This window comes from Pseudomonas sp. NBRC 111123 (assembly GCF_001320205.1).
Lineage (GTDB): Bacteria > Pseudomonadota > Gammaproteobacteria > Pseudomonadales > Pseudomonadaceae > Aquipseudomonas > Aquipseudomonas putida_J.
In genome coordinates, this window is sequence record NZ_BCAZ01000076.1 from 1 (window position 1) to 14,888 (window position 14,888).

A 14,888-nucleotide genomic window follows, 5' to 3' on the forward strand; every position below is an offset into this window, starting at 1 on the left:
CGCCGCCCCGCAAAACTCAAGACATACTACAGCCCTTCCAGCTCGGCCATCAGGTCACTGAGCCGATCCGCCTTGCCCTCATCCAGCTCACTGCCCTGCAAGCCGCGTACATTCTCGGCCAACGCCCCCACCGTGCTGCACTCGAACATCGCCCGCAGCGGCACGTTCAGCTGCAGCTGCTTCTGCACCCGCGCAGCGATCTGCCTGGCCAGCAGCGAATGCCCGCCCAGCTCGAAGAAGTTGTCAGGCAACCCGAACCGTTTCAGTAGAGCGTTGGCCAGACCTATCAATTTTGACAGTGGCCCTACGTTTGAGTGCAGATGATACTCCCTCTGACTTCTGCCCCGTAATCAGGACCAAGGCCATGGACTACAAAGGTGACGCACCTTCAACCTTAAAGCCTCAAAGCACTGGGTTCGGCCGTACAGCACTTCTATCGACAGATAATAAAGGGTCGGTGCTTTTTGCCGCTGACGAAAGTCATGCATACGCCCCCTTTGGATACTTAAATGACTTGAAATCACACGTGCTTTACTACAATGGACAATTGCCAGATGCCCTGACGCAGCGCTATCCATTGGGAAACGGCTATCGCCACTACAGCGTACCTCTCATGCTTTTCATATGCCCGGACAGTCTAAGTCCTTTCGGCGCCGGTGGTATCAATGCATACGCTTATTGCGCCGGAGACCCGATCAATCGGACTGATGAATCAGGGCATACCGGCATTCTGACTCCACTGAACCCGCGGGCATCCCGCAATCCATTCAGTGGCTTCGAAAATTGGAAAAGTTACCCCGGGATTTCATCAGGTCAGCGCAAGCACATACTGAAGCTGCAAAAACGCATAAACAAAGCACGTCGCTTTGCAGAACACATCAACAACAATCCCGAGGCACATGATCAAATCGAGAATTCTAATTCCCGGCAGCGCTATGAGAGCAATAGAAAGAAGATTGAGACTAGCTTCTTAAAGCTGGAAGAAGGCAGGAGCAGGTGGAATACCGGCAGACAACCAGGACAACCCTTTGATCTCGATGAAGTCCCTGATGTGCAAAACATACAACCCACACTCGCCGACCCACTGCTTGATCCGCCACCGACTTACAGTGAATTCATCAAAAATACGTCAAAGTACCCACCAGCTTCAAGTAAAGCCAAACTCATTCGTTCAACCTAAACCATTCAAAGCAAAATGCTCGGGAAGCACTGAGTCCGAAATGGCCGGGGCTGCTTTGCAGCCTTCTGTGGCGATAGGGGCGCAAAGCGCCCCCCGTACGGTCTACAGCCCTTCAAGCTCGGCCATCAGGTCACTGAGCCGATCCGCCTTGCCCTCATCCAGCTCACTGCCCTGCAACCCGCGCACGTACTCGGCCAACGCCTCCACCGTGCTGCACTCGAACATCGCCCGCAGCGGCACGTTCAGTTGCAGCTGCTTCTGCACCCGCGAAGCGATCTGCGTGGCCAGCAACGAATGCCCGCCCAACTCGAAGAAGTTGTCATGCACCCCGACCCGCCCGGCCTTGAGCACTTCGGCCCAGATACCGGCAAGCACCTCTTCAAGCTCATCCCGCGGCGCCAGGTAGGCCTGGCTGTGCTGGCCACCGATTTCGATGGCCGGCAGTGCCTTGCGGTCGAGCTTGCCGTTGGCGTTGTGCGGCAGGCTGGCGAACCAGGCCCAGTGCAGCGGCACCATGTACTCCGGAAGCTCGGCACGCAGGCGCTGCTTGACCTGCTCCAGCAACGCCGCATCGGCGACCACGCCCTGGTGCGCCACCAGGTAGCCAACCAGGTGCTTGCCATTGGCGCTTTCCTGCACCCCCACCGCCGCATCGCGAATCTCGGCCTGCTCGTGCAGACGCGCCTCGATCTCGCCCAGCTCGATACGGTAGCCACGGATCTTCACCTGGTGGTCGATGCGCCCGACGTACTCAAGCACCCCGTCCGGGCGCTGTCGTGCCAGGTCACCGGTACGGTACAGGCGTTCGCCCGGCGCCCCGTGCGGGTGCGGGATGAATGCCAGTGCCGTGCGCAGTGGGTCGCCGACATAACCGCGACCGACGCCAGTACCAGCCACACACACCTCACCCACCGCACCCAGCGGCACCAAGGTCTGGTCTTCGCCATACAGGTACAGGCGGTTGTTGTCGGTCGGCGTGCCGATCGGCAGGTAACTGCCACGGGTCGACGCCATGTCGACGCGGAAGAAGGCCACGTCATCCGAGCACTCCGCCGGCCCGTAGGCATTGACCAGGCCAATCTGCGGATAACGCTGCAGCCATTGCGCAGCCAGCTCCGGCGGCATTGCTTCGCCGGTCGGCAACATCCAGCGCAAGCCATCCAGCGCCTGATGATCGTTGGCGAGCATGCCCTGGATCAGCGATGGGACGCTTTCCAGCACGCTGATGCCGGTTGCCTGCACATGCGCCAGCAAACCTTGCGGGTCATGGGCGATGGCGTTCGGCACAATCTCAACCCGGGCCCCGAACAACGGTGCGGCGAGGAACTGCCAAACCGAAATGTCGAAGCTCTGCGAAGCCGTCTGCGCGATCACGTCGCGCTCGCTCAAGGCCAGGTAGGGCAGCTTGCTCAACTGGTTGTTGAGCATCCCGCGCTGCTCGACCATCACGCCTTTGGGCAGCCCGGTGGAGCCGGAGGTGTAGATGACGTAGGCCAGGTTGTCCGGACCACTGTGGATGCCAGGGTTGTGGCTGGCGATGCTGCTGCCCTGCACTTCTTCCCACACCAGCAACTGCGGCCGCGCCACACTCGCCAGGTCATCCAGCAACTGGCGCGCCTGCTCGGCACAGGCCGCGCTGCACACCAGCACCGGCGTGCGGCTCAGCTCGACAATGCGCTGCAGGCGCGCCGACGGCAGGCCCGGGTCCAGCGGCAAATAGCCGGCGCCAGCCTTGAAGCTGCCGACGATCATGCCCAGCAACGGCAAGCCCCGCTCGGCCAGCAAGGCGACCGGCTGGTCGATGGCCACGCCCGCTGCGACCAGCGCATGGCCGAGGCGGTTGGCCGCAAGGTTCAGCCCGGCGTAGTCATACGACGCATCCAGGCAGCGGGCCACAGTGCGCTCAGGGTGGGCAGCCACCTGCGCTTCGAACAGTGCCACGTAGCTCTGCGTCAGCGGGTAGGCGCGCTCGGTGCGGTTGCAGTCGTCCAGCAGGAAGCGTTGTTCAGCCTCGCCCAGCAACGGCAATTCGCTCACCTCACCGTCAAAGCCTTGCACCAGCGCCAGCAACAGGCGCTTGAACTCGGCCAGCAGGCGCTCGACGGTCGGGTAGTCGAAGTAGCGCTGGTCGAACGACAGGTGCAGGCCCAGGTCGTCGCCCGGGTAGCACACCGCCGTCAGCGGGAAGTTGGTGTGGGTACGGCCAGAATCGGAACTGGCATTGAGGTGCTGGGCGTGGTCGAGCACCGCGGTTTCCACCGGTGCGTTCTCGAACACGAACAGGCTGTTGAACAGCGGCTGCCCCTTGGGCAGTTCGCTACAGTCCTGGATTGCCACCAGCGGCAGGTACTCGTACTCGCGCAGTTCCATGTTGCGTTCCAGCACAGCTTGCAACCACTGGCGCACGCTGCAGCGCTGGCCCGGCTCGGGCAGTTGCACGCGCAGGGCGATACTGTTGATGAACAGGCCGACCGTGCGCTGCATCTGCGGCAGGCTCACCGGGCGCCCGGCCACGGTCACGCCGAAGGCCACGTCGCGATCGCCGCTGTAGCGCGCCAGCACCAGCGCCCAGGCCGCCTGGGCGAAGGTGTTGATGGTCAGCTGATGGGCCTGGGCCAGTTCACGCAGGCGCACGCCGTCGCTTACCTCCAGGCGGGTATAGCAGTCGCCTACAACCATGCCGTCACCGGCGTGATCGTTGCGCAGCGGGCGGTCGCTGGGCAGCGCCGTGGCGCGTTCGAAGCCGGCCAGGCTGGCCTGCCACCAGTTGCGCGCTTCGTCCATGTCCTGGCGCTGCAGCCAGCCGATGTAGTCGCGGTAGCGCGGCGGCACCGGCAACTGGGCCTGGCGGCCTTCGCCGAGGGCCTGGTAGAGCTCGAAGAAGTCGTTCATCAGCAACGAACGGCACCAGGCATCGATAAGGATGTGGTGGTTGCTCATCATGAACCAGTAGCGCTCATCATCGACCCGCACCAGGCGCAGGTGGAACGGCGGCTCCTGCAGCAGTGCAAAGCCCGCTTCCCGCTCCTGCTTGTGCAACACTTGCAGGCGCGCCTCCTGGGCCGCTTCATCAAGGCCGCGCCAGTCCTGATAGTCCACCGGCGTGTTGCCCGGTTTATGAATGATCTGCAGCATGGTTTCGCCGGCGTTCCAGCTGAACGAGGCGCGCAAGGCCTCATGCCGTGCCACCACGGCCTGCCAGGCCAGGGCGAAACGCTCGGGGTCGAGCGCGCTGTTGATGCGGTAGCGGTCCTGCATGTAGTAGAGGCCGGTGCCCGGTTCCAGCAGGGTATGCAGCAGCATGCCCTCCTGCATCGGCGTCAGCGGGTAGACATCTTCGATCTGCGTGGCCGGGACCGGCAGTGCGTCGATCTGCGCCTGGGTCAGGTGCGCCAGCGGGAAGTCCGATGGCGTGAAGCTGCCGTTGCCATCGGCCAGGCAATGGCCAATCAGGGCCAGCAGCTCCTGGCGATAGGCCTCGGCCAGCTGCGCGATGGTCCGCTGGTCATAACGCTCGCGGCTGAAGGTCCAGCGCAGTTGCAAGGCACCGCCGTAGACCTGCCCATCGACACTGAGCCAGTTCGGCAGCGGCGCATCCAGATCGTGGGCCAAGCCTGCCGGTGCATCCAGCGGCAGGAACAACGCGGCCTCGTCGAACTGCTGATCGAACTGGCCCAGGTAGTTGAAGGTGATGCGCGCCTGCGGCAACGCCGCCATGCGTTCGCGGCTGGCAGCATCGCCCAGGTAGCGCAGCACGCCATAGCCCAGCCCCTTGTGGGGCACCTGGCGCAGCTGTTCCTTGATGCACTTGAGCGAAGTGGCGCGCGCGGCATCGTCGTCGCCAACCTGTGGGTTCAGGCGCAGCGGGTAGGCATTGGTGAACCAGCCGACGCTGCGGGTCAGGTCCATGTCTTCGAACAGGCCGTCGCGGCCGTGGCCTTCAAGCTGCACCAGCACTTCCTGGTCACCACTCCAGCGGCACAGGGTACGCGCCAGTGCGGTCAGCAGCAGGTCGTTGACCTGGGTGTGGTAGGCCGCCGGTGCCTGTTGCAGCAACTGCCGGGTCTGTTCCACGTCCAGGCCGATGGCCAGGGTGTCGGCATGCCGATGCAGGTTGCCACCCTGCGGGTGATCGCATGGCAGCTCATGGCGCACGCTGCCGAGCTGGCCTTGCCACCAGCCCAGTTCGTCGCGCAGCGAATCGCTGCCGGCGTAGCTGGCCAGGCGCGCGGCCCAGTCGGCCATGGCGTGGGTCTTGGCCGCCAGTGGCTGGCCGCGATACAGCGCTTGCAGGTCTTCGAGCAGCACGCGCCAGGACACCCCATCGACCACCAGGTGGTGGATCGCCAGCAGCAGGCGTTGCGCGCCCTGTCCATCACTCACCAACAGTGCGCGCAACAGCGGGCCCCGTTCCAGGTCGAGGCTGCGTTGCACGTCGGTATACAGCGCCTGGCAGTCGGCGAAGTCGGCGACCGTTGCAGTCCACAACAGCTGCTCGGCAGACAGCGCGGCGAACGCAGCGTGGCCTTGGGTGAATCGCAGGCGCAGGCTGTCGTGGTGCGCCACCAGCCCGGCCAGGGCCTGCTCAAGGGTGGCACGCTCCAGTGGCTGGCGCGCGTCCAGCAGCACCGCCTGGTTCCAGTGCTGCGGCTGGGCCACGTCACGGTCGAAGAACCAGTGCTGAATCGGCGTGAGGCCGCTGCGCCCCTCACGCGCCCCCTGGTCGATACTGCTCGGCGCCGCGCTGCGGCTGACCACGGCAGCCAGGGTCTGGATGGTCTGGTGCTGGAACAGGTCTCGCGGGGTGAACTGCAGGCCCAGCTGGCGAGCGCGGCTGACCACCTGAATCGACAGGATCGAGTCGCCACCCAGTTCAAAGAAGTTGTCCTGCACACCTACGCGGGACGTGTTGAGCACTTCGCGCCAGACTTGCGCCAACTGCTCTTCCAGCTCATTGGCCGGGGCCTGGTAATGCTGGCGCGCCTGCTCCAGGTCCGGTGCCGGCAGTGCACGGCGGTCGAGCTTGCCATTGCCCATCAGCGGCAGGCGTTCGAGCAGCACCAGGTGCGCTGGCACCATGTAGTCCGGCAGGTGCTGACGCGCATCGGCCTTGACTGCTTCGCGCAGCCTGGACTGGGTTTCGCTGTCGGCAGTGGCCTGCGTGCACACCAGGTAACCAACCAACTGCTTGCCGCCCGGCAGGTCAAGGGCCAGGACCACAGCCTCGTCGACATCGGCATGCGCCTGCAGGCAGCTTTCGATTTCGCCAAGTTCAATGCGGAAGCCGCGAATCTTCACCTGCTGATCGGCGCGGCCGATGTATTCCACCAGGCCATCGGCGCGCAGGCGCACCAGGTCGCCGGTGCGGTACAGGCGCCCGCCGTCATGGCTGAACGGGTCGGCGACGAAGCGCTCGGCGCTGAGGCCCGGGCGGTCATGGTAACCCTGGGCCAGGCCGGCACCGCCGACGTAGAGTTCGCCGATCCCGCCTTGCGGCAGCAGGGCCAGGTCTTCGTCGAGGATGTACGCCGTGCGGGCACCGATCACCCGGCCGATCGGCACGCTGCCAGCGTCGGCGGGCATCACCTGCGGCGCCAGGCAGGCCAGTGGCATGACCACGGTTTCGGTGGGGCCGTAGGCGTTGAAGAACTGCTGCGGGACAAAGGCCTGGCGGATGCGCTGCAGGTGCTCGCCGGTCAGCGCTTCGCCGCCGGTGATCACCAGCCGCACCGGCAACTGCTCACCCTGCCCGGCCAGGTACTGGGCCAACTGGCTGCCATAGCTCGGGGTGAAGCCCAGAACGCTCACCTGCTGCTCACGCACCAGCTGGCAGATGTCCTCGGCACCCCATTGGCCCTGGGCACGCAGCACCACGCGGGCGCCACACAGCAGAGGTACCAGTAAACGCTCGCTGGCTGCATCGAAGTTGATCGAATAGAAGTGCAACTCGCAGTCATCGCTGCGCATGCCGAAGGCGTCGATCACCGCCTGGCAATGCATGGCGATTTCGCCATGGCTGACCACCACGCCCTTGGGCTTGCCGGTGGAGCCGGAGGTATAGATCAGGTAAGCCTGGTGCTGCGGCAGGTTGAGGTTGTCCAGCGGCGCATCGCTGTAGGCCGACAGGCTTGCCGCGTCGTCTTCAAGGCTCCAGCGGGCCACGCCGTCGGGCAACTCACCGAGGTTTTCAAGCAGCGCTTGCTGGCCCAGCAGCAGGCCGATGCGGCTGTCTTCGATCATGTAGCGCAGGCGGTCGAGCGGGTACTCCGGGTCGAGCGGCACATAGGCGCCACCGGCCTTGAGAATGGCCAGGAGGCCGACCACCATCTGCAGCGAACGCTCAAGCGCCAGGCCCACACGCACCTGCGGGCCGACCCCGCGCTCGCGCAGGGCACGCGCCAGGCGGTTGGCCTGCTGGTCGAGCTCGGCATAGGTCATGTGCTGGCCGGCGAAGGTCAGCGCCCCCGCGCTGGGCGTACGCGCAGCCTGGGCGGCGAACAGGCCGTGAATCGTCTGGTCGAGGGCGAAGTCCTGCTCGCCTTGCAACTGGCCGATCAGCACCTGTTGTTCGGCATCGGCCAGCATCGGCAGCTCGCACAGGCGCTGCTGCGGGTTGTCGAGCAGGCCGACCAGCAGTTGCTGCCAGTGCTCGGCCATGCGGGCGATGCGCGGCTCGTCGAACAGGTCGCGGCTGTAGGTCAGGCAGCAGCCCAGGCGCCCGTCGAGATCAGTGACCTCCAGGTACAGGTCGAACTTGGTGGCACTGGCGTCGTTGACCAGGTAATCCACCTGCATGCCGGCCAGTTCACGGCTTTGCTGGAAGGCCCAGCGCTGCACGTTGCACATCACCTGAAACAGCGGGTTGTAAGCACTGCTGCGCGGCGGCTGCAGGGCCTCGACCAACTGGTCGAACGGCAGGTCCTGGTGTGACTGGCCTTCGATGGCGGCCTGGCGTACCTGGTCGAGCAACGCGGCAGCTGTCATTTGCCCGTCCAGTTCACAGCGCAACACCTGGGTGTTGAGGAAGGCACCGATCAGGCCTTCGCTTTCCGGGCGGATACGGTTGGCCACTGGCGCGCCGATGCGCAGGTCGCGCTGGCCGCTGTAGCGGTGCAGCAACGCAGCCAGCGTGGCGGTCATGGTCATGAACAGGGTCAGCCCACGCTGATTGTTGAAGGCATGCACGCGGGCGACCAGCGCCGGGTCGAGGTCGAAGCGGTACAGCTCGCCGCGGTGGCTCTGCACAGCCGGGCGCGGGCGGTCGGCGGGCAGCGCCAGCACCGGGTGGTCACCGCCGAGGCGGTCTTTCCAGTAGGCCAGCTGGCGTGCGCCCTCGCCGCTTTCCAGCCATTGCCGTTGCCACACGCTGTAGTCGAGGTATTGCACCGGCAGCGGCGCCAAGGGCGACTCACGGTCATCGACGAAGGCTTCATAGAGCTCGCCCAGTTCGCGGGCGAAGATGTCCATGGCCCAGCCTTCAGTGACGATGTGGTGCAAGGTCAGCACAAAGTAGTGCTCACGGTCCTCGGTCTTGGCCAGGCACGCGCGCAGCAGCGGGCCACGCTCCAGGTCGAACGGCTGGTGGGCCTGGTCGTCGGCCAGTTGTTGCAGGCGCTGTTGACGGGCCTGCGCCGGCAGGGCCGTGAAGTCCTGCCAGTCCAGTTGCAGCCCGCTGTCGTCGGCCACGCACTGGTACGGCACGCCATCGATGCTCGGGAAGGTAGTGCGCAGGGTTTCGTGGCGCACGATCAGTGCCTGCAGGGCGCGTTCGAAAGCATCCACATGCAGGGCACCACGTAAACGCGCCATGCCGCCAACATTGTAGGCGGGGCTGTCTGGTTCCATCTGCCAGAGGAACCACATGCGCTGCTGCGAATACGACAGCGGCACGGCCTGGCGGCGGTCGACCAAGGCGATTTCGCCTTGCCGGTTGCACTCACCGGCAGCGCGGATGCGGGCGATTTCTTCACAGAACGCAGCCAGCTCGCTGGCGTCGAACAACGCCTTGAGCGGCAGCTCGACATCACAGGCCTGGCGGGTGCGCGAGACAATCTGGGTGGCCAGCAGCGAGTGGCCGCCGAGGGCGAAAAAGTCATCGTGCAGGCCAACCTGCGGCAGGTTCAGCACCTCGCGCCAGATGGCTGCCACCTGTTGCTGCAACGCAGTCTGCGGCTCGACATGGGCACGCTGCTGCCACACGGGCGCCGGCAGCGCCTTGCGCTCGACCTTGCCGCTCGGGCCCAGCGGCATCTGCGCCAGGCCGATCAACTGGGCCGGCACCATGTACGCCGGCAATTGCGCGGCCAAGGCAGCCAGCAGGGCCTCGGACTGTGCCGTGCCACTGTAGTAACCGACCAGTTGCGCACCGACGGCGTCCTGGTGAATCAGCACCAGTGCCTGTTCGACACCCGGCTGGGCCAGCAGGCAAGCCTGCACTTCTTCCGGCTCGACTCGGAAACCGCGCACCTTGACCTGCTGATCGAGGCGACCGAGGTATGCCAGGGCCTGGTTCTGCACCTGCCAGCGGGCGCGGTCACCACTGCGGTACAGGCGCGCGCCATTGCCGTCGGCCTGTGGCACGAAACGCTCGGCCGTCAGGCCCGGCCGGCCCAGGTAGCCACGGGCAAGGCCCGCTCCCCCCAGGTACAGCTCGCCCGGCACGCCAAGCGCGGTCAGTTCAAGCTCATCGTCCAGTATCCGGCAGAGCACGTTGCCCAACGGGCGACCGATCGGCGAGCGTTCACCATCTTCTGCCTGGCACTGCCAGTGGGTGACGTTGATGGCGGTTTCGGTCGGCCCGTAGCGGTTGTGCAACTGCACCTGTGGCAGCAACTGCAGCACACGGTCACGCAGGTTCGAAGGCAGCGCCTCGCCACCGGAGAACAGCCGGCGCAGGCTGCTGCAGCCAGCGGCCAGCGGCTCCTGCACAAACACCTGCAGCAGCGGCGGCACGAAGTGCAGCGTGGTCACGCCATGCGCTTGCACCAGCGCGGCGATGCGCTGCGGGTCGCGGTGCTCGCCGGGGCCGGCCAGCACCAGCTTGCAACCGCTGATCAGTGGCCAGAAACACTCCCACACCGACACGTCGAAGCTGATCGGTGCTTTTTGCATCAGCACGTCGCTTTCATCCAGCGCATAGCTGGCCTGCATCCACTGCAGGCGCTCCGCCAGGGCGGCATGGGTATTGCCAACGCCCTTCGGCTGGCCGGTGGAGCCGGAGGTATAGATCACGTAGGCCAGGTTGTCGCCCTGCAAGTGCAGGCCCGGTGCCTGGCTTGGCCAGCTGTCCAGGTGCAACTGGTCGAGGGCGATGGCGCTGACGCCGTCCACCTGCGGCAATGTGCCGAGCAGGCTGCTGTGGCTGAGCAGCAGGCTGGCCTGGCAGTCGCCAAGCATGTAGGCCAGGCGCTCGGCCGGGTAATCGACATCCAGCGGCACATAGGCACCGCCAGCCTTGAGGATGGCCAGCAAGCCGACCAGCAGTTGCGGCGAACGCTCGACAGCGATGGCCACGCAGGTGTCGGGGCCGACGCCTTTGTCGCGCAGATAATGCGCCAGCCGGTTGGCCTGCTGATGCAGCTCGGCGTAGTCGAGGCTACCGCCCTCCCAGACCAGTGCAGTGCGCTGCGGCGTCAGGCGGGCCTGTTCATTGAGCTGCTCGACCAGCAGACGCTGCGGCGCGGCCGCAGGCGCCTGCCCCCATGCCAGCAGTTGTTGGCGCCCCTGTTCATCCAGCAGTTGTACGTCGCCCAACGGCAATTGCGGCTGCGCGCAAACTTGCTCGAGCAGCGCCAGCAAGTGCTGGGCCAGGCGCTTGACGGTGCTGGCTTCGAACAGCTCGGCAGCGTAGTCGAAGGCCAGGCTAAGGCGGCCCTGGTGGTCTTCCTCACTGTGCAGCTGCAGGTCGAACTTGGCTTCGCGGCTGTGCCATGGCAGCTCTTCGGCGAGCAGGCCCGGCAAGCGGCGCAAAGCGCAGAGGTCGCGCTGCTGGTGGTTGAACATGACCTGGAACAGGCCCTGCTCGCGCGCCTCGGGCAGCGCTTCGAGCAGTTGCTCGAACGGCAGGTCCTGGTTGGCCTGGGCGCCGAGTGTCGCGCCACGCACCTGGGCCAGCAGTTGAGTGAACGGCAGGCGGCCATCGAGCTGCGCACGTAGCACCTGGGTATTGATGAAGAAGCCGACCATGCCCTGGGTTTCCTGGCGCGGGCGGTTGGCATTGGGCACACCGACGCGGATGTCACTCTGGCCGGTGTAGCGATGCAGCAGGCCCTGCCAGGCAGCCAGCAGGACCATGAACAGGCTGGCCTGCTGTTCGCGGGCCAGGCCCTTGAGGGCGTCGCCCAGCTTGGCCGGCACTTTCACGCTCAGGCGCGCGGCACGGTTTTCATGCTGGCTGGAGCGTGGCTGGTCCGGGTACAGGTCGAGCACTGGCGAGGTATCGCCCAATGTGGCTGTCCAATACTCCAGCTGGCGCGCACTTTCACCCTCGGCCAGCCATTGGCGCTGCCAGGTGCCGTAATCGGCATAGCCCAGGGTTAGCGGTGCCAGCTTGGCGTCCAGCCCCTGGCAATGGGCGGCATAGAGTTTGGCGAACTCGTCGAGCAGGATGTTCAGCGACCAGCCATCGGCGATGATGTGATGCAAGGTCACCCACAGTTGGTGGTCTTCATCATCCAGGCGCACCAAGGTTACGCGCAGCAGCGGGCCATTGATCAGGTCGAAGGGTTGCCGGGCCTCGTCCTCGCGACGCGAGGCCACCTGTTCAGGCGCCAGCCCTTCCAGGTCCAGACGCTCAAGGCTGAATGGCTGCTGCGCCAGCACACGCTGCAACGCCATGCCGTCTTCTTCACTGAATACCGTGCGCAACGATTCGTGACGCGTGACCAAGGCTTGGAACGCCCGCTCAAGTGCGGCCTCATCCAGCTCCCCGCGCAGGTGCAGCCCCGCTGGAATGTTGTAGGCCGCAGACTTCGGCTCAAGCTGCCAGGTCAGCCAAAGGCGGTTCTGTGCCAGCGACTGCGGCAAGGCCTGGTCGCGGTTCAACGCCGTGATAGCGCAGGCTTCACCGGCGCCTTCCGCCAGGATGGCTGCCACGCCAGCGCAGTACTCGGCCAGCGTTGGTGCTTCGAACAAGGTACGCAGGCTCAGCTGGATACCCAGCTCATCAGCCAGCCGTGCAGTGACCTGCGTGGCAGCGATGGAGTTGCCGCCCAGCAGCAGGAAGTGATCGTCAGCGGCAACCGTCTCGACCCTGAGGACCTCGCGCCAGACTCCGGCGATGCGAGCCTGCAGGTCATCGCCCGTTGCCGTAACTGCAGCCTGCCCGGTAGCGATGGGGAAGCGCGCATAGCAATCGAGGCTGCCATCGTTCATGCGCAGGCGGCAGGCCGAACGCTGCAGCTTGCCGCTGGAAGTCTTCGGCAATGCGCCCGGGTTGAGCAGCAGGACCACGGCCGGCGCCTGGCGACAGGCATCGGCGATCACCTTGCGCAGGGTCTTGATCAGGTCCTCGGGCTTGACGGCTTTCTGCACATTGCGGCTGACCTCTACCGCCACGCCGATGCCCTCCTGGCCCTGGTCGTCGACCGCGAACACGGCCACCCGGCCCTTGCGCAGCACTTCGACCTCACGCTCCAGGGTCTTTTCCAGGTCTTGCGGATACAGGTTCTGGCCACGGACGATCAGCATGTCCTTCAGGCGGCCGGTGACGAACACTTCGCCGTCACGCATGAAACCAAGGTCGCCGGTACGCAGCCAGGTCTGGCCATCACTTTCGACGAAGGTACGCGCCGTGGCTTCAGGGTTGCGCCAGTAACCCAGGGCAATGCTCGGGCCGCCGGCCCAGATCTCGCCGACCTGGTTGTCGCCCAGTACCTCAAGTTGCTGTGGCTCGACGATGCGCACCGCGTGGCCGGGCTGCGGGTAGCCGCAGCTCATCAGCACGCTGCCCTTGCCGGCTTCGGCACGGTGGGCGGCGAACGCCTCGGCATCCAGCTCCAGCGCGCCGATACCCTGCCCACGGCGGCTGCCACTGACGAACAAGGTGGCTTCGGCCAGGCCATAGCTGGCAAAGAAGCTGCCCGGCTGGAAACCGCAGGCAGCGAACTTGCCGGCGAAGGTGGCGAGGCTGTCCTGGCGGATCGGCTCGGAACCGGAATAGGCCACACGCCAGCGGCTCAGGTCGAGGCCGGCCAGGGCCGCCTCGCTGACCCGTTCGCTGCACAGCCGGTAGGCGAAATCCGGCCCGCCGCTGATGGTGCCGCCGTACTCGCTGATCGCCTGCAACCAGCGCAGCGGCCGGGCGAGGAAATAACCCGGCGACATCAGCACGCACGGTACGCCACTGAAGATCGGCTGCAGCAGCCCGCCAATCAGGCCCATGTCGTGGTACAGCGGCAGCCAGCTGACGATCACGTCGTCGGGGTTGAGGTCGATGCCGAAGCCCGAGCGGATCAACTGCTCGTTGGCCACCAGGTTGCCGTGGCTGACCTGCACGCCCTTCGGTAGCGCGGTGGAGCCGGAGGTGTACTGCAGGAAGGCGATGTCGTGCGCCTGCAACTGCGGCTCGCGCCAACTGCCCGCCAATGCCGGGTCAAGCGTATCCACAGCCAGCAGCTCGGGGGCGTTGTTGCCGCTCAGGGCCTCCAACCCCTGCAGGCTGTCGTGCAGCGCGGCAACGGTCAGCAGCAGGCGCGGCTCGGCGTCATCGATGATCGACAGCAGGCGCTCCTGGTGATGCTGGCGGGACGACTCCGGTGGGTAGGCCGGCACGGCAATGACGCCGGCGTACAGGCAACCGAAGAACGCCGCCACGTAGTCCGGGCCGCTGGGGAACAGCAGCACGGCCCGCTCGGCAAACCCGGCGCGGGCCTGCAGCGCCGCCGCGATGGTGCGCGCACGGGCGTCCAGGTCGCGATAGCTGAGCACGGCCTGCTCGCCGGGGGCATCGGCCAGAAAGCGCAGGGCGATGCGGTCCGGGGTCAGCGCGGCGCGTTGCGCCAGGGCCTGGACCAGCGAGAGCGGGAGTTCGAAGGCGTCCGTCATGGGGGGTTCCTGCCAGTGTCTGGTTGAGTCGGGCTGGCTGCCCCGCACAAGGTCGGCGGGCAGCGGCAGCGGCCGGATGTACACAGGGGAACGGATGGGCGTGGCAGGAAATTAGCGGTGCGAAAAAGGCTGAGGGGCGCAGGAAGGTGAACTGCGTCACGCGCGCTCGCTTAGAACTGAAACTAATGGAAACTCATTAACTTTCGTATTTGACAATCATTATCATTCTGAATAGTTTGTCGCACGTCGTAGGAAGCTTCCCTTTTTGGGTGCTCCCTTTCCCCTTCGAGACAAGGTGATTTCCATGGCGGAACAACTATCCACAAGTAAGTGCGATTCACCATTACTCCAGGCATTCGTCGACAACCGCAGCATCCTGGTCAAGATCGCAGCGCGCATCACCGGCTGCCGCTCGCGGGCCGAGGACGTGGTGCAGGACGCCTTCTTCCGGCTCAGCGCCGCCCCGCAGATCACCTCGTCGTTCAAGGCTCAGCTCAGCTACCTGTTCCAGATCGTGCGCAACCTGGCCATCGACCATTACCGCAAGCAGGCGATGGAGCTGAAGTATTCCGGCAGCGAAGAGGAAGGCCTGAACGTGGTCATCCCGAACGCTTCGCCCGAGGCCACGCATATCAACCTGGCGGCGCTCGAACACATCGCCGAA

3 protein-coding genes and 1 pseudogene are annotated in these 14,888 nt (G+C 65.3%); 2 read left to right on the top strand and 2 right to left on the bottom strand.

The features are described from left to right. Nucleotides 1-26: 26 nt before the first annotated feature. Nucleotides 27-263 (bottom strand): annotated as a pseudogene (locus APH27_RS24640) (phosphopantetheine-binding protein); the annotation flags it as partial. 101 nt (nucleotides 264-364) lie between these two features. Here APH27_RS24640 and APH27_RS26260 point away from each other — a divergent pair. Continuing rightward, nucleotides 365-1,180, top strand: a complete 816-nt coding sequence (locus tag APH27_RS26260; protein WP_082435251.1) for an RHS repeat-associated core domain-containing protein — start codon at nucleotides 365-367, stop codon at nucleotides 1,178-1,180. 102 nt (nucleotides 1,181-1,282) lie between these two features. Here the strand turns inward: APH27_RS26260 and APH27_RS24645 are convergent, their stop codons facing one another. Next, nucleotides 1,283-14,224, bottom strand: coding sequence for a non-ribosomal peptide synthetase (locus APH27_RS24645; protein ID WP_060486136.1), 12,942 nt, complete (start codon nucleotides 14,222-14,224; stop codon nucleotides 1,283-1,285). Nucleotides 14,225-14,528: 304 nt separating this feature from the next. Here APH27_RS24645 and APH27_RS24650 point away from each other — a divergent pair. Then, nucleotides 14,529-14,888 (top strand): sigma factor (locus tag APH27_RS24650; RefSeq protein ID WP_060486137.1); only part of this gene is annotated, 360 nt, incomplete at its 3' end.

Coding starts and splice junctions, on each gene's coding strand:
- APH27_RS26260 (WP_082435251.1), top strand. CDS start 365: ATGGACTACAAAGGTGACGCACCTTCAACCTTAAAGCCTCAAAGCACT.
- APH27_RS24645 (WP_060486136.1), bottom strand. CDS start 14,224: ATGACGGACGCCTTCGAACTCCCGCTCTCGCTGGTCCAGGCCCTGGCG.